At 69.8% G+C, this 21,589-nt stretch carries 14 protein-coding genes; 10 read left to right on the forward strand and 4 right to left on the reverse strand.

Translation table 11 applies throughout. The features are described 5' to 3' along the window. Nucleotides 1-37: 37 nt before the first annotated feature. Nucleotides 38-475 (reverse strand): outer membrane protein assembly factor BamE, encoded by a 438-nt coding sequence (locus HGN31_RS15615; RefSeq protein WP_168784007.1) that lies wholly within the window; start codon nucleotides 473-475, stop codon nucleotides 38-40. 53 nt (nucleotides 476-528) lie between these two features. Then, nucleotides 529-3,678, reverse strand: a complete 3,150-nt coding sequence (locus HGN31_RS15620) for a DUF6973 domain-containing protein (protein ID WP_168784008.1) — start codon at nucleotides 3,676-3,678, stop codon at nucleotides 529-531. A gap of 434 nt (nucleotides 3,679-4,112) precedes the next feature. Here HGN31_RS15620 and HGN31_RS15625 point away from each other — a divergent pair, with 434 nt between their 5' ends. The 3 genes from HGN31_RS15625 to HGN31_RS15635 all read left to right on the forward strand — a co-directional run bounded on the left by HGN31_RS15625 (nucleotide 4,113) and on the right by HGN31_RS15635 (nucleotide 8,231). Continuing rightward, nucleotides 4,113-7,052, forward strand: a complete 2,940-nt coding sequence (locus HGN31_RS15625) for a DUF4781 domain-containing protein (protein WP_168784009.1) — start codon at nucleotides 4,113-4,115, stop codon at nucleotides 7,050-7,052. A 4-nt stretch (nucleotides 7,053-7,056) separates the two neighbouring features. Further along, nucleotides 7,057-7,614, forward strand: a complete 558-nt coding sequence (locus HGN31_RS15630) for a hypothetical protein (protein WP_168784010.1) — start codon at nucleotides 7,057-7,059, stop codon at nucleotides 7,612-7,614. Nucleotides 7,615-7,679: 65 nt separating this feature from the next. Next, nucleotides 7,680-8,231 carry an SMI1/KNR4 family protein gene (locus tag HGN31_RS15635; RefSeq protein ID WP_168784011.1) on the forward strand — a complete coding sequence of 184 codons (552 nt, stop codon included), beginning with the start codon at nucleotides 7,680-7,682 and terminating at the stop codon, nucleotides 8,229-8,231. A 283-nt stretch (nucleotides 8,232-8,514) separates the two neighbouring features. Here HGN31_RS15635 and HGN31_RS15640 read toward each other — a convergent pair whose 3' ends face one another. Continuing rightward, complete coding sequence (locus HGN31_RS15640; RefSeq protein WP_168784012.1) at nucleotides 8,515-10,206, reverse strand: FAD/NAD(P)-binding protein; 1,692 nt, start codon at nucleotides 10,204-10,206, stop codon at nucleotides 8,515-8,517. Between the two features lie 177 nt (nucleotides 10,207-10,383). Between HGN31_RS15640 and HGN31_RS15645 the strand changes: the two genes are divergently transcribed. From HGN31_RS15645 to HGN31_RS15675, 7 genes are all read left to right on the forward strand, one after another. Further along, a complete protein-coding gene (locus HGN31_RS15645; protein WP_168784013.1) occupies nucleotides 10,384-10,866 on the forward strand; it encodes a MarR family winged helix-turn-helix transcriptional regulator in 483 nt (160 codons plus the stop codon). A 155-nt stretch (nucleotides 10,867-11,021) separates the two neighbouring features. Next, nucleotides 11,022-12,077: an HlyD family secretion protein gene (locus tag HGN31_RS15650; RefSeq protein ID WP_425325343.1), complete on the forward strand. Its 1,056-nt coding sequence runs from the start codon at nucleotides 11,022-11,024 to the stop codon at nucleotides 12,075-12,077. Beyond that, entirely contained in the window at nucleotides 12,074-13,615 is a 1,542-nt protein-coding gene (locus tag HGN31_RS15655) for a DHA2 family efflux MFS transporter permease subunit (protein ID WP_036702234.1), read from the forward strand. The genes HGN31_RS15650 and HGN31_RS15655 overlap by 4 nt, the downstream gene beginning before the upstream one ends. A 250-nt stretch (nucleotides 13,616-13,865) precedes the next feature. Next, entirely contained in the window at nucleotides 13,866-14,261 is a 396-nt protein-coding gene (tnpA, locus tag HGN31_RS15660) for an IS66-like element accessory protein TnpA (protein WP_036712921.1), read from the forward strand. Next, nucleotides 14,258-14,605, forward strand: coding sequence for an IS66 family insertion sequence element accessory protein TnpB (gene tnpB / locus HGN31_RS15665; RefSeq protein ID WP_168782219.1), 348 nt, complete (start codon nucleotides 14,258-14,260; stop codon nucleotides 14,603-14,605). Before tnpA ends, tnpB begins: the two co-directional genes overlap by 4 nt. Before the next feature lie 58 nt (nucleotides 14,606-14,663). Further along, nucleotides 14,664-16,163, forward strand: coding sequence for an IS66 family transposase (gene tnpC, locus HGN31_RS15670; protein ID WP_168781947.1), 1,500 nt, complete (start codon nucleotides 14,664-14,666; stop codon nucleotides 16,161-16,163). A gap of 284 nt (nucleotides 16,164-16,447) precedes the next feature. Next, nucleotides 16,448-17,637, forward strand: a protein-coding gene (locus tag HGN31_RS15675; protein ID WP_168781936.1) for an IS3 family transposase whose coding sequence is annotated in 2 segments (ribosomal slippage) — nucleotides 16,448-16,700 and nucleotides 16,700-17,637 — 1,191 coding nt in all. Because the reading frame shifts where the segments join, the coding sequence is not laid out codon by codon here. Nucleotides 17,638-17,641: 4 nt separating this feature from the next. On the opposite strand, the gene HGN31_RS15680 is transcribed toward HGN31_RS15675, so the two are convergent. After that, nucleotides 17,642-21,562, reverse strand: coding sequence for a glycosyltransferase (locus HGN31_RS15680; RefSeq protein WP_168784015.1), 3,921 nt, complete (start codon nucleotides 21,560-21,562; stop codon nucleotides 17,642-17,644). Nucleotides 21,563-21,589 lie beyond the last annotated feature (27 nt).

The raw sequence follows: 21,589 nt of genomic DNA on the forward strand, positions 1-21,589 counted from the left end.
GGCGTCCTGTTGCGCGAGCAGGCGGCCCCGCCGCGCCTCAGTTCCAGGTCTTCGAGCTGACCTTGCGCGCGTCGCGCACCTTTCCCTCGGCGTCGAAGCGCACCAGCACGGCGGTGTATTCGCCGCCGAACAGCGTCGGGCCGGCCATGTAGGCCCACGACTCGGGGAAGCTCTGGTCCGGCTCACCCAGCCGGGCCCGCACCTCCTCGCGGGGGGTGCCGGGCGGGATCTCGGCAATGGCGGCCTCGATCAGTGCAAAGCGCGGCTCGGACTGGTCCGCCTTGCCCGCGACGGCCACCCAGGCCGTGCGGTCGAAAGTCGTCGCGGTGGCAGTCGTCGCGGCCGCGGTCGTCGCGGTGCCGGCGGCGGTGGCGGTGGCGGGCGTCTCGGTCGGGGGGGTGGGGCTCATCGCGCCGGCACTCTCAAGGCTCAGCGCCAGCAGGCTGGCGGCGATTGCGAGGGATGTCTTGGCCATTCGGTCTGTCCTGTCTGCGGGCCGGCGGGCGGCCCCGTGTCTGCGCGCCCCGCTCACGACCCGGTCCGGTCCTGCGCAGGGGCCGCGTTGTGGTTGGCGTTGCCCGGCAGCGCCGCGGTGCCGGGGGGCACGTTGCCATGCTCGCCCAGCTTCACGCGGTCGGACCACGCCAGCCGGTTCGAGCGGTCGATCACCACGAGGTCGCCGCGGTCCACCGCCTGCCGCACCAGCCGCTGCAGATCGGCGTCGGACGCGCCGGGGTTCTCGGTCGCGATCTTGCGGCCGACCTCGTTGTTGTAAAGGTCCATCGCCTCGCGCGGGCCGGGGTTCTCGGGCAGGCGCTCGTGGGCGGTGGCGTATTCGCGGGTCCACTCGGCGCCGAACTGCTTCGTCATCCGGGCATTCCACAGCGCGTGGCGATAGGCGTCCACGTGGCCATCGTTGCTCCACGCGGAATCGTCGCCGCGGTAGCCCGCCGGGCGCGCGAAGGCCGCGACGGCGTCGGTGCCGGTGGCCTTGGTGAGCTTGGCCCAGTCCATCTGCTGCAGCTCGCCCAGCCGGTTCAGCGCCGCCGCCTCGGAGGCGGGGATGCCCTTGCGGTCGAGCTGGCGCAGCTGGTCGTTGGTGTTCGACCCGCTGAGCCCGTCGAGCGCGCGGGTGCCCAAGTCGGCCGGCCCGCTCAGCGGGCTGTCGAGCAGCCGCGGCTTCCAGTCGGCGGTGCCGGCGTCGGCGTTGGTCTGATAACGCGCCAGCACGTCATCGAGCCGGGCGCGTCCGGGGACGTCGTTGCCGGGGGCCGGGGCGACTGGCGGGGTGGCGGGCGGGACCGCGGCGTCGGGGGACGGCGTGGGGGCGGGCGACGGGTTGGCGGGGGTCGGCGCGGGCGTCGGGCTGCCGGACGCGCCCGGCCCGCCCGGCACCCCAGGGGTCACCGATGCACCCGGCGCCACCGGCCCGCCCGGCAGCCCCGGCGTGACCGAGGCGCCCGGCGTGACCGAACTGCCGTCGATGCCGTCGCGGCCCTGCGAGCGGCTCTCCACCGAGGGCGCGCCGGGCTTGCCCGGCTCGGCGGGGGTCTCGACCCGTTCGCGGGCCGGGCCGCGGGCGCTGCCGGGGACATAGACCGTGTCGCCCTTGAAGATCAGCGACGGGTTCTCGAGGTGGTCCTTGTTGGCGGCGACCGTCGCCTCGAAATCCCAGCCGTGCTCGCGGGCGAGGTTCCAGAGGTTGTCGTCCTTGCGGACCTTGATCTGGTCCATGCGGTTGTATTCGGCGGTCGGGTTGATCCGGCCGGTCGCGTCCATCGCCCCGGTCGCGGAATCGTGGCGCGCCAGCAGGTCGGCGCGGACCCAGCCGGCCACCGGCTTGTCGTCCTTGTCCGTGCCGCGCACCTGCATCCACGCCTGCCCGTCGGCGGCGGTCCGGCGCCCGCCCGCGTCGCGCAGGAAGCTGCCCGACTGGACGACGCCCCGGGGCTCGCCCTCGGGCGCCGCGCGCACGACGGCGCCGGCGTAGGGCTGGACCGCATAGGTCTTGCCGTCGTCGGCGGGCGCGGGGGGCGTGCGCCACTCGACCCCGCCGGGGGTGCCGGGCTGGTCCGGCCCGCCGGGCTGGACGGTCAGCTCGCGCCGGCCGACGACGTCGTTGACGCCGACCGTGACGATGGCCGTCGCCTCGACATCCAGCACCACCGCGTCCAGCTTGACGCCGGGCTGGACGTCGATCCCCGACCGCTCGATCGTGTCGGCGCGCAGGTCGAGCCGGGCGCCGGCGGTGCGGGCCGCATCCTCGAACCGGCCCTCGAAGAGCTGCCCGGCGGCGGCGCGCAGGCGGGTCGGGTCGTTCAGCTCGAGCCGCTCGGTCACCACGTTGCTGTCCCCGCGCGAGGGGTCCGTCAGCCCCTGGTCGCGCCATTCCAGCCGGTTCTCGACCGCCACCCGCTCGAGCTTCAGCCCGCCGTTCGCCCCCGACATCGCATCCGCCTCGGGCACCGGGCGCCCGCCGGCCGAGCGCGTCGGGTCCTGCCCGTCGGCGGCGAAGCTGTAGCGCAGGCTGGCCGTGGTGCGGGCGTTGGCCAGCTCCAGCCGGTTGTCGGCCTTGAGCGTCAGCATGTCGGCGCCGGCGAAGGTGGCCTTGCGGTTCGCCCGCTCCTTGGCCGAGAGGCGCAGGCCGCTGCTGACCGAATAGGTGACCGAGCCGTCCTTGCCGTCCACCGGCATCTCGACCCGGCGCGAGATCTGCTGGGTGCCGTCCACCCGCCCCTCGAGCGCGCCGTCGAGCAGCTTGAGGTCGCCCTTGACCTCGGCCGCAAGCCGCGTGCGCGAGCCGATGGTCGTCTCATAGGCGGTGACGTGGTCCTTGAGGAACGTCATGTCCTCGGGGCTGACCCCGGCGACCTTGCTGGACAGCCGGCCCGGCGCGCCGTCGCGGTTCAGCGGGTTGGCGACCGGGTTGTCGCCGCCGCCCGACAGCGCCTGGCCGCGCACCGGGATCGGCGTGGCCGAGGCCGCCATGTCCATCGCGTCATCCAGCAGGTCGGCGCGCTGCAGCCGCTGCAGCGTCTCGCCCGCGCGGATCGCCTCGTCGCGGGTCTTGAAGCGCATCTCGACCACGTCGGCGCCCTGCACCCCGGCCTCGGCCTTGAGGTTGACGCCGCCCGGCGCCTTGCCGCCCGCGCCGCCGGCCTTGCCGCCCTTGGCGCCTTTGATCGTGTCGGTGCCCGCCTCGCCCACGGCGGCCAGCAGCGAATGCTTGTCGTAGCGCACCGTGTAGCTGCTGTCGGGGGCATCGCTGTCGCGGCGCACCTCGATGGTCGAGCCGAGCTGCGCCTTGGGGCCGACCTTGAAGGCGCGGATGTTGCCCAGCACCTTCGCCTCGGGCGTCAGGCGCAGGGTGGTGGAATCGCCCGCGCTGTTCAGCTTTTCGATCCCGCCGCGCACCGACAGGCCGTCGGCGGTGCCGGTCACCCCGGCCTTGACCCCGTCGGCGACGCCCGACCCGGTGCGGTCCGCGCCCGGCCGCGCGCCCGCGTGGCCGGCGGGCGAGAGGCTCGCCTGCCGCTGCGGCTGGGCGGGCGACGCCGGCGAGGCGTGCCGGGGGGCGGCGGGCGTCGGCGCAGGGGGCGGGGCGGGCGGCTTCGGCAGCGGTTGCGGCGCGGGCGGGCGCGCGAAGCTGCGCAGTCGGTCGCGGAGTCCGTCAAGCATGGTCCAGTCCCCCTCGTGGGCTCGGGCGTGGCATCGGCAATGAGGCGCCTCCGGTCGCTTCCGGCGGGCGCGTTCTGGACCGGGACGCTCGGGGGCGTCGGTAAACGTCGTGCATCGGGACGATGGATGTTTCGTGACAACCATATGGCATCGGCGGATTTTTGCCCGCACCGGCGGCGCGCGGCCGACCCGCCCCGACTGTCGCACGGGCGACATATGGGCGGCCTAACCGGGGCGGGACTCGTCGCCACAGGACCGGTGCCCCCATGCTCGATGGACTTCTTTCTGCCGTCCGCAGCCGCCTGAAATCGAGCGCCGCGCCGCCGCCCGCGCGGCCCGCACCCCCACCCGCACCCTCACCTGCACCCCCGGCCCCGCCCCGCCCGCCCGCGCGGGCCGAGGGCGCGCCGCGCCCGCAGCCGACGCCCGCCCCGGTGGCCGGCCCGCGCCTGCCCGCCAAGCCTGCGCCGGCGCCCGTGGCGGCGCCTGACATCACCCCCGAGCGGTCAGCCCAAATCGACGCCTTCGTGCGTGACAACGCCACCCATCGCGGCGGCTTCTTCAACGACAGCGACGGCGGCACCCGCACCGGCCGGGCGCTGAGGGGCGAATCCGACCTCGGCGGGCTGACCGCGGCCGAGCTCGATGCGCTCGCCGCGCGGGCGGCGCAGGCGTGGCTGGGACAGGACCGCGGGCCGTCGACCGAGAACGTGACCGAGGCCGCGGCCGAGGTCAGCCGCGACCCCGGCGCCCGCGCCGCGCTCGCCCGCGCGCTCGCCAGGCCCGAGATGGACAACCAGGCGATCTATGCCCGCGGCGGGGCGACCATCGCCGCCCCCGACTATGGGCCCAAGGTCCATCACATGCTGCAGACCGCGCTGCGCAGCGATCCCGCCGTCGTGGTCGCAGCCCACCCCGGGCTCGAGCCGCAGATCGGGCGGCTGTCGCAGGGGATGCCCGCGGACGTCCGCGCCGGGCTCTGGTCGCTCGCCGCCGACCGCGGCCGGCTGGACCCGGCGCAGTCCGAGCGGCTGACCACCGCGCTCTTCATGTTCGAGGATGGCAGCGGCGCGCGGACGGCCGAGGGCCGGACCCGCATCGCGCAGGCGCTGGCCAATGCCGCGGCGCCCGGCGACGGCGACGCCGACCGGATCGTGCGCGAGCAGACGGCGCGCAACATCTCGGGCGCGCTCGACCATGACGCGCCGCGCGGGATGCTTTTCGACCAGAAGACCGCGCCCGAGCTGCGGCTCTGGGCGCTGGGGCAGGTCTCGGGCGCGCGGGGCACCTGCACCAACGCCTCGTCCTTCCGCGACGGCTGGGAATCCGAGGAGATCTCGCGCGCCTATGCGGCCGAGGTTACTGACACCTATCGCACCCGCGGCACCGCGCCCCAGACGCTAGGCGGCGAGGCGCTGCGCAACACCGTCGGGCAGGCGATGGGGATCGCCCCCGACCAGCTGCCGCAGGGCGAGCTGACCGAGGATTTCCTGCAGCGGGGCCTGGGCAACCGCTTCTATTCGGCGGGCGGCCGGAACGAGGCGATCGACCGGGTGGCCGGGCAGATCGCCAGCCTCGGCGGCCCCGAGGCCCGCGTCACCGTGGTCCCCGTCACCGTCACCAGCCGCGACGAGGGCGCGGCGACCGTCCCGGTCTTCCGGGTCGAGGACAAGGCGACCGGCGAGGCGCGGTTCGTCGATCACGGCGGCCGAACCTACCGCGACCTCGCCGACTGGGAGGAGAACAACACCCTGCCCGAGGGGCGGATGACCTATGCCGCGGGGCTGGACCTCAAGGCGGGCGAGCTGACCCACCGCAACACGCCGGGCGTGGTCGACAGCTTCGCCGAGGGCTTCGGCAAGGTCGTGGACGGCGTCGCCATCGGGGTCGGGATCGTCGCCGCGGGGGCGCTGATCGTCGGCACCGGCGGGACCACCGCGCCGCTGGTCGCAGCGGGGGCGGCGGGCCTCTGGACTGCCGGACGGGCCGGGCAAGAGCTGCAGGACATGGCCACCCACGGCCAGGACATCGGCGACCTGAGCGATCCGGCCGTCCGGGCCAACTGGCTCGAGGTCGCGGCCGGCGTGCTGTCGGTCGGGGCGATCGGCGGCGGGCTGCGGCTCGCCTCGCAGGGGGCGAAGGCCTCGCCCGCGTTTGCCCGCGCCGTGACCGGCACGGCGCTTGCGGCCGATGTGGCCGACGGGGCGACCATCGCCGACCAGTCGGTGCAGATGGCGCAGAACTGGAATCGGATGTCGGGCGCCGACCGGGCGGCCGGGTTGCTCAACATCGCATTCTGGGGCGGGATGGGGGTGGCCGCGCATCGCGCCGGGGGGCTGGCGCCCAACGGCGCCGACGGGCTGTCCTTCGCCGGGCTCGACCAGCGCATCCGCAGCGGCGGGCCGCTGGATGCCTCGGGCGTGCCGGTGCAGCCGGGCGTGGGGCTGGCGCCGGGCGAGATGCGCGTCGCATATGACATCCAGAACGGCCGCGCCCGCGACATCCGCATCGAGCATGGCGCGGGGCCGATCGACCCCGCGGCACTCGCGCTGCACCAGCGGACCGCCGTCCAGCTCGGGCAGGCGGGCAGCCTGCGCGACCGGCTGCGCGGCCTGCTGGCCGGCAAGCCGCAGCCCGAGGTCGGCTCGGCCGCGCACGAGGCGGGGCTGGAACTCGACAAGATCGAGCGCGAGGCGCTGGCCATCGGCGACGCCGCCCAGCGCGACCTGACCCCGGCCGCGCGCAACGCGCTCGCCGTCCGCCAGCGCGAGCTGGACCAGGCGATCCGGCGCGAGACGGGGCGGCTGAACTCGCCCTACGCCTCGGCCCGCGGCTTCATCGCGGCGCCCCGCTCGCTCACCGAGCTGCTCGATCACTATGCGGCGCGCGGCGACATCGACCTGGCTGTCCCCGCGCATCTCGCTGCGCTGACCGCGCCCGCGGCGACGGCGACGGCGCGCGTCGACTATGGCAGCCTCAACGCGCTGGGACAGGCGCAGGGGATCGAGGCGACGATCACCCCCGCGATGCTCGACACCGGCGGCCACGCCAGCCGCAACGTCCGCCCGCCGGGGTTCGTGAACGGCGACCAGAACCACTCGCGCGGGCATCTGCTGGCCAACATGCTGGGCGGCTCGGGCACCGATCCGCGCAACTTCGTGATGCTGTATCAGCTCGACACGAACTCGCCAGTGATGCGCGACTTCGAGCAGCACGTTTATGACGCGGTGAGCGCGGGCGAGGTGGTCAACTACAAGGTGACGCCGGTCTACGAAGATGGACAGCTTCACCCCACCGCCGTAGTCCTGCAGGCCGAGGGCTCGGAAGGGCTGAGCCTCGGCATCACCATCCACAACCGCAACGCACAGGAGTAATCCGATGGATTGGCTGGACACGCTGCGCGAGATCGCTCCGCCCCCCGCCGAGGTCCGCGAATTGCCCGGTGCGGCGGACCGTGAGGCAGCCGAGGCCGCGCTGAAGGTCGGGTTGCCGCGCGACTATGTGGCCTTTGCCGAGGCGTGGGGGCCGGCCTATGTCGGGCAGTTCTTCCATGTGTTCGCCCCGGTGCCGGGGCGGAACGGGCTGGTCGAGAAGGCGCGGGGGGTGACGGAGGCGCTCTCGACGCTCAAGGCGCACCATCCGCAGCGCTATACGGCGCAGGTGTTCCCCGAGGCGGGCGGGTTCCTAGCCTGGGGGTGGACGGACAACGCCGACTATCTGGGCTGGATGGTGACGGGCACCGACCCCGAGGCGTGGCCCACGGCCGTCTGGGGCGAGGAGGACGGCACGCCTGAGGTGTTCGACGGCACCGGCTTCGGGGCGCTGCTGGCCGGGATCGTGACCGGCTCGATCCGCCCGGCGGCGTTCCCCGAGGATGTGTGGGACGAGCTGCCGCTGACGATCGAGGCGCCCGTGTCCGAGCGGTCCGCCGACTGAGCCCCCGGCCGGTTGGGGGCCGGTGTGGGCGCCCGCAAGCCGCGACGGCCTGAGTGAGAGGGGTCATGGACTGGTCGGCCGAACTTCGCAGCGCCCTGCCGCCACCCGTGCACCTTGCCGCCGCGCCGTCAGCTGCGGATTGGGCGGCGGCCGAGGCGGCGCTGGGGGTGACCCTGCCTGCGGACTACAAGCAGTTCCTGTCGGACTGGGGTCCCGCGCAGATCGGCGCGTTCTTCTATACGCTCTCCCCCGGCCACCCCAACCGGGTCGTCGAGCTGGTGGAGAAGGCCCGCTACGTCTCCTACGCCCTCGGCACCCTCAAGGCCCATCACCCCCGCACCTACACCGCGCCGGTGTTCCCCGAGGCGGGCGGTCTCCTTGCCTGGGGGCTGACGGACAACGGCGATTTTCTGGGCTGGATGGTGACGGGCCGCGACCCCGAGGCGTGGCCCGCCGCCGTCTGGGGGGAAGAGGACGGGGCGCCAGAGGTGTTCGAGGGCACGGGCTTCGGGGCGCTGCTGACGCGGATTGTGACGGGGACGATCCGCCCGGCGGCGTTTCCCGATGACGTGTGGGACGAGGTGCCGCTGGCGATGGAGCCGCTGGGGGCCGAGTGAGGTCGCGCGGAGTGTGGCGCATGACGGGTGGCGCCTGACGCTGCGCGCCCTAACAGGGCCGGGGTTGGGTTTGAGCGCAGGCGGCACGCCTGAACGGCAGCGATGGTGGGAGGGGGCGACGCGCATGGTGGGCAGCGGCCGCTCACCTGCCGTGGTGACCTAGGCAGACACGGAAAAACGCTCACACCTCTTGCGCCCCTCAGGCCAGCAAGCGACCTCGCTCACCGCTCACCGCTCACCGCTCACCGCTCACCGCTCACCGCTCACCGCTCACCGCCCCAACTCACCCCGCCGCCACATCCGGCACCGGGTCCGCGAGCCGCGCCAGCGACCGCGGCAGGCGGGGCCGGAAATCCTCCCACCAGATGCGGCCGCGGCGGCGGCTGGAGGTCTCGATCGCCTCGCGCAGCACCGCGCCGCCGATCCGGGTGCCGATGTCGCAGGCGGCGGTGATCCCCTGCACGAAGGGTCGGTCGTGCATGAGGTACGGGATCGCCCCCATGTAGACCCGCGCGTCATAGGCCGGCGCGCCGAGCAGGCGGTAATCCTCGTCCACGTCCAGCACGTCGACGCCCGCGGCCAGCAGGGATTCGCGCAGCGTCGGGAAGGGCACGTCTTCGGCCTCGAGCGGCTTCTGGCCGCGGGCGTCCACGAACACCTCGAACGTCAACGGGCCGGCCGCGGTGTCGAGCGTGGTGCCCTCGTCGGACTGCTGCATCGTCCAGTCGCTGCCGATCGCGCGGATCGACAAGAGCCCCGCGTCGTGCAGCGCGAGAAGGCGGCGGATCGATTCCGGCGGGACGGCGGCATAGTTGTCCACGAAGACGGGCTTCAGCGAGGCCTCGAACCGGGCGCGGTCGGCGTCGGACATCTGTTCGACCAGCCCCTCGACCGGCTCGTGCATCCGCAGGATCGCATAGCGCCACGGGACCGTGCGGCGGGCGTCGTGGTTGGCCTCGGCCTCGGCGAGGTTGCGGCGGGCCCAGTCGAACGGTTCGCTCTGCTTGCGGGCGCGGAAATACCGTGAGGCAAAGTCGTCCACGGTGGCGTTCCCCAGTTCCAGAGCCGCGGCGTAGGCCGGGTCGGCCAGTTCCAGCTCGGCCCGGAACAGGTCGAACGCCGCGTCGAGCAGGTGGTCGCTGCCCTCCAATCCCGCCAGCGCGGCGGGGGTCATGACCTTGAGCGGCTCGTAGGGAATCGGGCAGTAGAAATCCGCCTCGGGCAGAAGCCCGGCCCGCGACATCATCGTGATCGACAGGGCGGGGTTGGCGCCCGGGTCGCTCGGCTCGAAGCGCAGCGCCTCGCCGCGGCCCTGCACGAAGCGGCCGTGCTGGGTGGCGATCGCCATCGTCGCGTCGATGGCGCTGAGCGAGGTGCCGAGGATGCCGACCCGGCAGGCCGGGATATGCGCGTCGAGCAGCCCCGACCACGGGCTCGGGAAATAGCGCCGGGTCTCGTCGTCGTCGGGGAAGACGTGGCCGGTGGCGAGGATGACCTTGTCGAAGGCCTCCTCGACCTCGCCCCGGTCGGTGACGATCTGCAGCCGCCCGTCGGCGCGGGGGCGGATGTCGGTGACCTCGGTGCGCTCGCGCAGCTCGACCTTGTGGCCGAGCGCCTCGGCCTGATGGACCAGCGCGTTGAACTCGTCGCGGTAATAGCGCCCCAGCATGAGGCGCGGGGTGAAGTCGCGGTCGTCGATGTCGCGCGGGTCGATGCCGTGGCTGCGCAGCAGGGCGTGGGTCTGGGCGCGCAGCCAGTCGAGATAGCTGCGGGTGACGGGCGGGATCTCGATGCTGGCGATGTTGGCCAGCATCACCGCGCTGGCGGTGTCGTCCGAATAGGGCATCCCTACGCCCGCGTCCGCGCCCTTCTCGAACAGCCAGATGGTGACGGCCTCGGCGCTGCGGACCGTGGCCAGCGCCTTGAAGGCGTAGACGCCGGTCGGGCCGGTGCCCACGAGGGCGATGTTGATCATCCGACGCGCCTTTCATCGTCTCTGCTCAGGAGCGGTGAACGCGCCGGGGCGGCCAACGGACGCCTTGGGCGGCAAATGTTAGCCTGCGTCACGTCGCCACGGTTGGGGGTGGGCACGGCGGGGTGCACGGCAGACAAGGCACTTGCTTACTATAAGCATGATTACTATTAACGAGCGATGTCGCTCTCGCCCCTCCCCACCAGCCTCGCCGGCCTGTTGCACGCCACGAGCCGGGCCCTCAGCCGCTCGATCGAGGAGCGGACGCGGGATCGGGCGCTGTCGTCCAGCCAATGGCGGCTCTTGGTCGTCCTGCTCAAGCAGGGGCCGATGCGGCAGGTGCGGCTGGCCGAGGCGCTGGGGGTTGAGCCGATCAGCGTGTCGCGCCTCGTCGACCGGATGGTGCAGTCCGGCTGGGTCGAGCGCACGGCCGATCCCGGCGACCGCAGGGCTCACATCGTCCACCCCACGCCGCGGGCGACGGCGTCGCTGGCCAGCCTCGGCAATGTCGCCGAGGCCACGGCCGACCTCGCCCTCGCCGATTTCAGCCCGCAGGAACGCGCTGACCTGTTTGCCATGCTGTGGCGGCTGAACGCGAACCTCTGCCGCGCGGCCGAGAGCCCCGCGGACCCCATGCCCCCCACCGGAAAGCCAGACCGATGACCGCCCCAGCGTCCCGCGACCACGCACCCAACCCGCGTGAGGCCAACCCGCCTGAGCCCGCCCCGCGTGAGCCCGTCCCGGATGCGCCCCCGGCGCGGCGACCGACCGTGGCGCCCCCTGCCCGGGGCGGCCGCTCGATCCGGCGCCGGCTGCTGATGCTGTCGCTGCCGGTCGCGATGATCTTCGGCGGCGGGTACGTCTGGCTGAGCGGCGGGCGCTATCAGGAGACCGAGAACGCCAACCTGCACCAGGCGCGCATCCTGATCGCGTCCGACCTGTCCGGCCGGGTCGTCGCCTCCGAGGCGGCCGAGAACCGCCACGTCGCGGCGGGTGACCTGCTGTTCCGGGTGGACGCCGAACCCTACCGGATCGCGCTGGCGCAGGCCGATGCGGCGGTCGCGGCCGCCCGGGTCCAGGTCCAGCAGCTCAAGGCCGCCCACGCTGCGGCGCTGACTCGGCGCGAGCTGGCGCAGTCGAACCTTGACTTTGCCGAGACGGAATCCGACCGGCAGGCGCAACTGACGAAGAAGGGCGTGGCCACCACCGCCATGCTCGACGAGGTGACGAACCGGCACGAGCAGGCCCGACAGGGCCTCGCCGCCGCCGAGGTCGAGGTCCGGGCCGCCGCCGCCGCGCTGGGGGGCGACCCCGCCGCGCCCGACGACGACCATCCGCTGGTGCGCCAGGCCGTCGCGGCCCGTGAAAAGGCGGCCTATACCCTGACCCAGACCGAGGTTCACGCCCCGGCCGACGGCGTGCTGACCCAGGCGGCGTCGTTCCGCCAGGGCCAGTTCGTCGCCGCCGGCACGCCGGTCTTTTCGCTGATCGCCACCCGCGACGTCTGGGTGGACGCCAACTTCAAGGAAACCCAGCTCGAGGGGATCGTGCCGGGCCAGTCGGCCGAGATCACCTTCGACGCCTATCCCGACCGCACGTTCGCCGCGACCGTCGCCGACGTGGGCGCCGGGACGGGGGCCGAGTTCTCGCTGCTGCCGGCCCAGAACGCGACCGGCAACTGGGTCAAGGTGACCCAGCGGGTGCCGGTGCGGCTGCTGCTGGCCGAGGGGCAGGACCTGTCGGCGCTGCGCTCGGGGATGAGCGCGTCGGTCACCGTGGACACGGGCCGGCAGACCGGGCTCGAGCAGCTGCGGCTGCGGGCCTCGGCGGCCGAGGCGGGTGTGACCGGGTGGGTGGGCGACCACCGTCGATGAGCGCCGCGGCACCGCTCTCGAAACCTCTGATCGAGGTGCACAACAAGACGCTGATCACGCTGTCGATCATGCTCGCCACGATCATGCAGGTGCTCGACACCACGATCGCGAACGTGGCGCTGCCGTCGATGCAGGCCGATCTCGGCGCCTCGGCCGACACGATCAACTGGGTGCTCACCTCGTACATCGTCGCCGCGGCGATCGTCACCGCGCTGACCGGGTGGATGGCCGACCGGCTGGGCCGGAAGCGGCTGTTCCTGATCTCGGTCGCGGGGTTCGTCGCGGCCTCGGTCGCCTGCGGGCTCAGCTGGTCGCTGGGCTCGATGGTCGCCTTTCGGGTGCTGCAGGGCGTCTTCGGCGCGGCCATCGTGCCGCTGGCGCAGACCTTCATGCTGGACATCAACCCGCGCGAGAAGCAGGGCCAGGCGATGGCGCTGTGGGGGGCGGGGATCATGGTCGGCCCGATCATCGGCCCCACCCTGGGCGGCTGGCTGACCGAAAGCTTCAACTGGCGCTGGGTGTTCTTCATCAACCTGCCGGTCGGGATCATCGCGTTTCTCGGCTGCGCCGCGAACCTGCCCGAGCGGGCGGCGGTGCGCCGGCACTTCGACCTCTTCGGCTTCGCCTTCATCGCGCTCGGCGTCGGCGCGTTGCAGATGATGCTGGACCGCGGGGCAGAGCTCGACTGGTTCGCCTCGACCGAGGTGTGGATCGAGCTCGGGCTGGCGATCATCGGCTTCTGGGTGGCGACGATCCACATCGCCACGGCCGAGCGGCCCTTCCTCGACCCGCGGATGTTCGCCGACTTCAACTTCGTCGCCGCGCTGGTGATGATCTTCGTGATCGGCATGGTGCTGATGGCGTCGATGGCGCTGCTGCCGCCGATGCTGTCGCGGATCTACGGCTATCCGGTGATGACCACCGGCATGGTCATGGCGCCGCGCGGGATGGGGACGATGCTGTCGATGGTCCTCGTCGGGCAGCTCGTCCGGTTCGTGGACCCGCGGCTGCTGATCGCGGTGGGGCTCGCGCTCACCGCCTATTCGCTGCACCTGATGACCGGCTTCTCGCCCGTCATGGGCAGCCGCCCGTTCGTCATCTCGGGCGTCCTGCAGGGGATCGGGATGGGGCTGGTCTTCGTGCCGCTCTCGACCACCGCCTTTGCGACCATGGCCGTGGACCTGCGCGCGGATGCCACGGCGCTGTTCAGCCTGGTGCGCAACATCGGCTCGTCGATCGGGATCTCGGTCGTGGGGTTCCTGCTGACGCGCAACATCCAGGTCAACCACACCGAGCTCGTCTCGGGCCTGACCATCACCTCGCCCGAGCTGCTGCGGCAGCGGCCGGTGTTGGACGCGCTGCCGGGGGGCGTGCCGTGGAACGTCCTCGACGGGCTGGTGACGCAGCAGGCGCTGATGATCAGCTATCTCGACGACTTCGTGGTGATGATGTGGCTGTGCCTCGCCGTGCTGCCGCTGACGCTGATCCTGCGCCGGCCGGGGGTCCCGGCGGGCCCTGCGGCGCATCATATGGAGTAGGGGCGGCGCGAAGGGCTATGCGGGATCGTGCGGCAGGATCAATCGCCTCAAAGAACAGCCCCGGGCGCTTCGCCAAGGGCGATGTTCTGCGGGCAGTGCTCAAGTTGGTAGTCCGCCGCTAAATGGACACCGGCCTGATTGTGGGGCCGGTACCCTTGTTGACAGCCGCACCTCCGGGGGACGATGCCAGCCGCGGCAAGCTGTAAGCGTCCGTCCTGGCCGCCCTGCCGCGGGGTGAGAGGGGCGGATAGTGTCCACCATCGATAGTGGACACTATGGTGATGTCGTGGCGCGTCGGACGAAGCGGCTCTGGACGGACGAGGAGAAGCGGTCGATCTGCTTCCAGACGGCTGCGCCGGGTGTTTCCGTGGCCCAGGTTGCCCGGCGCTACGCGGTAAACGCGAACCTGATCTTCAAGTGGCTGCGCGATCCCCGTTATGCGCCGGACCCCGCCTCGGCTCCGCCCCTTCCAGAACAGGCGCGCTTTCTGCCGGTAGAGATTGTCGCGGAGCCCAGGTCTGCCCCGGCAGGACCTGCCGCCGACAGTTGCATCGAGATCGAGCTCGCGGGCGGGCATCGGATGCGCATCAGTGGCAACTACGATCCTGGGGCGCTCGCGCGGCTGATCCGGGGGCTCACGGTATGATCCCGGTTCCGGCGAACACGCGGGTCTGGTTGGCCGCCGGGGTGACGGACATGCGCAAGGGCTTTGCAGCCTTGGCGGCGCAGGCCGAGGCTGTGCTGAAGCAGAACCCATTCGGCGGGCATCTTTTTGTCTTCCGGGGCCGCCGGGGTGATCTGGTCAAGGTCATCTGGTGGGACGGCCAAGGGGCCTGCATGTTCATGAAGCGGCTGGAGAAGGGCCGCTTCGTCTGGCCCTCGGCCAAGGAGGGGAAGGTGGCACTGACGCCTGCGCAGTTGTCGATGCTGCTGGAGGGGATTGACTGGCGGGCCCCGGAACGGACGTGGCGGCCTCTGGCGGCGGGATAGTCCACAGGACCTGTAATCAATGATTCCCACAAGGAATCCCGTGGGATAAACTTCCCGCATGCTCGATCAGACCCTGGCCCTGCCGGAAGACCCAGAGGAGCTGCGCAGCTTCACCGCGCGGCTCTTGGCCGAGGTGAAGGCCCAGGCGATCCTGATCGAGAAGCTGCGGCACCAGTTGGCAGGGCACCGCGCCCACCGGTTCGGGGCATCGTCGGAGACGGCAGAACAGCTTCAACTGGCGCTGGAGAGCAGCGAGATCGCTGCTGCCGCGATGACCGCCCGGATGCGACTGCCGGACATCGAGGAGAAGGACAAACCCAAGCGCCGCCCGATCCCGGATCATATCCCACGGATGGAGGTCGAACTCGGCCCCGGTGCCGAGGCTTGCGCCGATTGCGGAGGCCGTCTGCGCCGGATCGGGGAGGATGTCACCGAGGAGTTGGAGTATGTTCCCAGCCGGTTTATCGTGAACCGGATCGTCCGGCCGCGCCTGACCTGCACCTGCTGCGAACGGTTCGTCCAGGCCCCGCTGCCCTCTCGCCCCATCGAGCGTGGCCGCCCGGGGCCGGGTCTGCTGGCCCATGTGCTGGTCAGCAAGTATGCAGATCACTTGCCGCTCTATCGCCAGAGCCAGATCTTCGATCGTGAGGGGCTCGATCTGGATCGCTCGACGCTGGCCGACTGGGTCGGCAAATCCACTGCCTTGCTTGAACCCCTCGCTGACGCCATCGGTCGCCATGTCCTGTCGGCCGAGGCGATCTTCGCCGACGACACGCCGGTCAGCATGCTCGCCCCGGGCACCGGCAAGACCCGCACCGCCCGGCTCTGGACTTATGCCCGTGACGAACGCCCTTGGGGCGGCTCCGCGCCGCCCGCTGCCTGGTATCGCTTCTCGGGCGACCGCAAAGGCCAGCACCCCAAGGATCACCTCGCCCGCTATCGCGGCTGGATGCACGCCGACGGCTATGCCGGGTTTGAAGACCTCTACCGCTCAGGCGCCATCCGCGAGGTCGCCTGCATGGCCCATGTCCGGCGCAAGTTCGTCGACATCCACCGATCCCAGGGCTCTCCGATAGCCCAAGAGGCCATAACTCGGATCGCCCGGCTCTATGCCGTGGAGAAGGAGGCCCGTGGCGCTCCGCCTGATCGCCGTGCCGAACTGCGACAGGCCCATGCCGCCCCCGTCTTCGACGAGCTGGAGGCGTGGCTGGCGATGCAACTCACCACGATCTCAGGCAAATCCCCGCTAGCCGCCGCCATCCGCTACGCCCTGACCCGCATGCAGCGTCTGCGCCCCTACCTCGACCACGGCATTCTCGAACTCGACAACAACGCCGCCGAACGCGGCATGCGCGCCGTTGCCCTCGGCCGCAAGAACTACCTCTTCGTCGGCTCGGAAGCAGGCGGAAAAGCCGCCGCCATCGCCTACACCCTCATCGGGACAGCCAAGCTCAACGCCGTCGATCCACTCGCCTGGCTCGCTGATACCCTGGCCCGCATCCCCGACTACAAGATCACAAAGGTCGACGATCTGCTCCCATGGCGATGGAACGGGTAGCGGTCAGGCCGGACGCTTACGGCAAGCTCGCGGCTCTGGGTGATCAGCCGCGGCTTGGCGGACGGCCGGCAATGTCATCCGGGGCAAGGTTTCGGACGGCTTCACTGCGCGCGTCACACCCATCACTCAAGTCACGGAGCATGTGTGTCCGGGGAAGGAGCGGCCTGAGCATCGGTCGCTTTATGCAACAATGGCTCACGAAGCGAGCATGCTTGAAGTGACCTGCCACGGGCTTTTTCCTCCATCTGTGACTAGAGTCCGGCCCAACGAGAGGACGGACGAAGATGAAGAAGGCACGACGGACCGAGGAACAGATTATCGGTATCCTTCAGGAGCATGATGCCGGCGCGAAGTGCGCAGATCTGTGCCGCAAGCACGGCATGTCGGAAGGCACATTTTACGCTTGGAAGGCGAAGTATGGCGGGATGACGGTGTCGGAGGCGAAGCGGCTGAAGGCACTCGAGGACGAGAACGCCAGGCTGAAGCGCTTGCTGGCTGACCAGATGCTCGACATGGCTGCGATGAAAGAACTGCTGTCAAAAAAGTGGTAACGCCCGCCGTGAAGCGCGAGGCTGTCGCGCACCTGAAGGCCCATCTCGGGCTGTCGGAGCGGCGGGCGTGCCAGATTGCCGGGGCGGACCGGACGATGGTGCGCTACCAGTCCCAGCGAGCGCCGGACACGGCGCTGCGCGGGCGGTTGCGGGATCTGGCCAACGAGCGGCGCAGGTTCGGCTACCGGCGGCTGTTCGTGCTGCTCAGGCGCGAGGGAGAGCCATCCGGGATCAACCGCATCTATCGGCTTTACCGAGAAGAGGGCTTAACCGTGCGTAAACGCAAAGCGCGCCGCAAGGCCCTCGGAACGAGGGCACCGATCCTGATCGAGACACGAGCCAATGCACGGTGGTCGCTGGACTTCGTCCATGACCAGTTCGCCTGCGGGCGGCGCTTCCGGGTGCTGAACGTGGTTGACGACGTCACCCGCGAATGTCTGGCGGCGATCCCGGACACCTCGATTTCGGGCCGCCGCGTGGCTCGGGAACTGACGGCGCTGATCGAACGCCGCGGCAGGCCTGGAATGATTGTCAGCGATAACGGGACAGAGCTGACATCGAACGCGATCCTGAAGTGGTGCGCCGAGCACAAGGTCGAATGGCATTACATTGCGCCGGGCAAGCCGATGCAGAACGGGTTCGTCGAAAGCTTCAACGGCAGGATGCGGGACGAGCTTCTGAACGAGGCCCTGTTCCGCAACATCGCCCATGCCCGTGACCTGATCGCTGCCTGGGTCACGGATTACAACACCGAAAGGCCCCACTCGGCCTTGGGCTACCAGACCCCTGTAGGGTTTGCCGCGAACCTGAACCCCGCAATCGCCCGCCCCGCTGCGCGAGATGAAAGCTCCGCGCGCCGGGCGATTGCTCAACCCGCGCCAACAGGCGTAAACAAAAACCGGGCTCAGGTCGCCGTTGGATGAAAGTTCAGTGGCAGGTCAGAAGCACGAATGTGTCGAAAGCGTCCAAGGTTGATTCCAGCGACCGATTTTCGAAGGCCCAGCGACGCAATGCGTCCCCGGCCTTCGCGTGCCCGTCCCGATTGTCGATCTGGTCAAGCAGCGCAGCCGTCCAGTCCTCGACACGGTTCGCCACCAGCGTCACCCCCTCCCTTCCGGCAAAATGTGCAAAGGCCGGATGCCGGGATGCAACGACCGGCAGCCCCAGAGCGCCGTTATCAAGAATCTTGAGATCAGATTTCGAGTCGTTGAATGGCATTTCCTGCAATGGCGCCAAGGCGAAATCGATGGCGCGACGCTGGTCGCCCAGCCAGCGGACGAAGCGCGGGTAATCCTTCGCATCCGGCGGGATCGCGATGCGCTCGGCGAAGGCGGGAAGGGGCGCGTCGTCCGCGCCGATGCCGATCACGGACAGGCGGAAATCCGGGCGCTTGGCCGCCACCGCCTCCAGCGCCGGCAGGATCATGTCCAGGTCCGCCTGATGCGTCGTTGTGCCCATGTAGAGGGCGCGGATCTTTCCATCTGGCACCCGGACGATGTCCCCCATCGCCCAGACCGCACGCGACAGGGCGTTCGGGATCACCTCGATCCGATCGTTCAGGCGTGCCATGCGATCCCGCAGGACCGGGGTCGAGACCGACAGCGCCGCTGCTTGCCGGATCAGCCTTTCAAGCCGCGGCCGGTAGGCGGCATAGCGGCCGGCGGGGTCCTTGTCCGCGGGCACGTCGAGCAGGTCGTCATCCAGCTCGACAATGTAGGGTGTGTCGGCGGCAGCAAAGGCGTCGACGACCCGATCCACCCACGGGCCCGGTATCGCGTTCCGCTGGATGATTGCACCGGCGATGCCGCCCGTCGCCAGGTTCGCCAGAAGCGCCTGCGGACTCATCCTGACGTAATCTAGGGGCCGATCGAGGCGGTTGTGCGTTCGCTGCCACAGTCGGACATGGGTCGAGGCATTGGCCCGGTCGAGATTCGGGGACATGTCGGGCGCAACGACGGCGATGCGCCGTCGCGGGCCCTCCGGTCGCAACGACCCCTGCGATACAGCGATGGCTTGGCGGTAGACGTCGAGATACTGCGCCGCCATGAAACGGGTCGTCCTGGCAGCGCCTTCGGCGGACTGCCAGTTGCGCACCGCCAGATAGGCGCGGGTAAGGTCGTCGCGATCAGTCATGATCCCGATCAGACTGTCGTAAAGCGCGCTGATGTCGCTGTGGTCGACCACCCATCCGGCACCACTTTCTCGAACCCTGCCCGCCACGGTGGGAAAGTCAAAGACCACCGCCGGAAGTCCGGTGGACCACATTTCGGTCAGGGTGTGACACCAGGTTTCCTCGACGATCGTGAACACGGCGCCGATATGCGGGGAGATCGCCCGCACCCGTTCCCGGAAATCGGAGCGGGTATAGGGGCCGTGCGTCACGACACGCGGATGCGGCGGTGTTGCGGCCGGGTGCTTCCCCAGCAGGTGGAATTCCAGCCGGTTCTCCGTATCGCGCTCCATTAGCGCATTGATGACGGCCAAGCCCTTATTCAGGTTTATGTTGCCGGGGATCAGAATGCGCAGCGGCTCACCAGGCTGCGGTGCGGGCGGGGTCCCGTCGAAACGGCGGAAATCCCGGCCATGAGGAATGACGAAGAACCTGTCGGACCGGATGCCCGGCAGATGAGCCAGGATGCGGTCGCGCACCGGCCCCGACGTGGTCACGAACGCATCGCAATGCGTGATCGCCTGCCCGTAGCGCTGGCGCCAGACGTCAATCCAGGGCCGGTTCACGTCCGGCATGGTGCCGGGAGCCCACAGCGCGGGTTTGCACGAACCCTGCAATCTGCTGCACGCGCCGCTGCAGAAGCTTTCGTCCTTGAGCAGGTTCACCGTCGGGCAGAGGGCGTAGAAGTCGTGGAATGAATGCACCACGGTCATGTGATGCGCCTTGGCCAGCGCCGGAAGGCTGAGACTGTGCCAGGCGAGGTGCCGGATATGAACAAGTTCAAAATCGTGGAACACCAGCCAGGATTCGACGACCCGGTCATACTCCTGCGAGCGGTGCGTCACCGGATCGATGGGCCGGCGAAGCCGGTGGGACGAGACCAGCTTCATCTCTCCGTGAACGAGATGGCTCAACTCGATCACGCGGCTGTCGCATCGCAACAACCAGCAGTCATAGCTATCCCTCAGCGCAGACATCAGATCGAGGTTGGTCTGCGGCGTCCCACCCGATGACGTCGACACGACGAAGAGCGCCCGCGGCAGAATTGATTCCGGCAGCGTGCAGTCTCTCAGCGCCCGCCGAGCCTGCAGCCGCGCCAGCCGGATATCCTCGCCATCGTGGTAGACTGGCGTCATGAACCGGTATTCGGGATAGCGCTCGTTCACGACCCGCGCCCCGGCCTCGGCATTGGCCTGCTTGGACGTCCCGAAGCTCTTCGTGCGATCGTGAAAGACATAGGTCCGGTCATCGATCACGTTCTGCCAGCCGGCACGCATTGCCCGCATGCAGAAGTCGTTTTCCTCGCCGTAGCCGCGGGGAAACGCCTCGGCGTCCAGAAGACCGATCTCCTGCATCGCGGCACGGGTGATCAGCATGCAGAAGCCGTTGCCCGTCGGCACGACTGGGTAGGTTCCGAACTGGCGCCGGCGGAACGCCCGGGCGTATGTCGCCTCGTCGATCCCGGGGGGAAGGTCGTTCTCGTTGCCGATTTCAGGCGCCGAGAATGCGCCGGCCCGGTCCGACATGGCAGTAACGGTCGCTACGCGCGGCATGGACCGCGCGGCGGCCAGCATGTTGGGCAGCCAGCGGGGAGTCACCCGGGCATCGCTGTTCAGGATGACGACGTCGCGCATCCCGCTTTCGACCAATCCGCGATTGACCGTACGGGTGAACCCGAGGTTTTCGTCGTTCCGGAGAATCCGGAACCGGGCATGTCGGGACGCATCCTCGAGTATGGTGGCGATCCGCGGATCCGGGGAGCAGTCGTCGATCAGGATCACTTCGACTGACGCGTCGGTATAGTCCAGCAGACGTTGGATGCAGATCTCTACGTCATCGGCTGCGTTGTAGATCGGCACGACAATAGCGGTTCCCTCGGGTGAGAGGTTGTCGGCCACCAGTTCAGCGGGTTTGTGATCGCGATGTGCGACGATTGGCTTGGTGCAACTTGTGCCATCCGGCGCAATCACCGTTACCGTATGCGAGCCCGTTTCCAGATAGCGGACCGGCAGCTGCAGCTCAAAGCCGCCCTTGCCGTCCGTTTGGAAGCCGCGAAGAAGGTCCTTGCGCTCCCCGGTGTTCCTGATCGACGCATAAGGAACATCGTCGATCAAGACCTCGAGCGCGAATTGCGTCGTCGGTGCCGCCGGGTCCAAGGACCAACCGCCCAACCGGCCTTCCGTCGTCAGCTTGTCGATGTGGACGCGGAAGCTTGGCTTTATTTCCTGGGCAGGCGAGGGTTCCGGAAGAGAAATGACCGAAGCCGTGTCATCATCAACACCAGGCTCTTCAGCCACAGGGATGGAAGGCGATTGATCGTCAAGCATTTTGCTGAGGAGCATGGCTCCCGACACGCTGTCACGGATGTAAACCGTCAACTCGGAGGCGGGCTCGATGTCAGAACGCAGCCAGCCTGGATCGAGCGTCACATCGAATCCGTGTCGGCCATTGCCTACACCCGCGGCTTCCAAATCCTGGCGGTGGAGATCGGCAACGACATTTCTGGCAACGACCTGATCACCGATCAGGACATCGACTGTGATCGGCGCGTCGCTGCCTGGCCACCGCACCCATCCGTTGATCCGGCCGCGATCGGCGAAGTCGATGGACCCCTGAGGTGACTGCAATACCGCTCTGCGGGACAATCTCGGCAATAAGGTTCCGATAGCGCGTTTCACGACAAGAGTACCTTTCCAAAAGCTCGG

Source organism: Paracoccus sanguinis, assembly GCF_012689545.1.
Classification (GTDB): Bacteria; Pseudomonadota; Alphaproteobacteria; order Rhodobacterales; family Rhodobacteraceae; genus Paracoccus; species Paracoccus panacisoli.

Excerpts from the sequence above, each read along its gene's own strand:
- tnpC (WP_168781947.1), top strand. The coding sequence starts at position 14,664 with ATGCTCGATCAGACCCTGGCCCTGCCGGAAGACCCAGAGGAGCTGCGC.
- HGN31_RS15630 (WP_168784010.1), top strand. The coding sequence starts at position 7,057 with ATGGATTGGCTGGACACGCTGCGCGAGATCGCTCCGCCCCCCGCCGAG.
- HGN31_RS15635 (WP_168784011.1), top strand. The coding sequence starts at position 7,680 with ATGGACTGGTCGGCCGAACTTCGCAGCGCCCTGCCGCCACCCGTGCAC.
- HGN31_RS15615 (WP_168784007.1), bottom strand. The coding sequence starts at position 475 with ATGGCCAAGACATCCCTCGCAATCGCCGCCAGCCTGCTGGCGCTGAGC.
- HGN31_RS15655 (WP_036702234.1), top strand. The coding sequence starts at position 12,074 with ATGAGCGCCGCGGCACCGCTCTCGAAACCTCTGATCGAGGTGCACAAC.
- HGN31_RS15645 (WP_168784013.1), top strand. The coding sequence starts at position 10,384 with ATGTCGCTCTCGCCCCTCCCCACCAGCCTCGCCGGCCTGTTGCACGCC.
- HGN31_RS15640 (WP_168784012.1), bottom strand. The coding sequence starts at position 10,206 with ATGATCAACATCGCCCTCGTGGGCACCGGCCCGACCGGCGTCTACGCC.
- HGN31_RS15620 (WP_168784008.1), bottom strand. The coding sequence starts at position 3,678 with ATGCTTGACGGACTCCGCGACCGACTGCGCAGCTTCGCGCGCCCGCCC.
- tnpB (WP_168782219.1), top strand. The coding sequence starts at position 14,258 with ATGATCCCGGTTCCGGCGAACACGCGGGTCTGGTTGGCCGCCGGGGTG.
- HGN31_RS15650 (WP_425325343.1), top strand. The coding sequence starts at position 11,022 with ATGCTGTCGCTGCCGGTCGCGATGATCTTCGGCGGCGGGTACGTCTGG.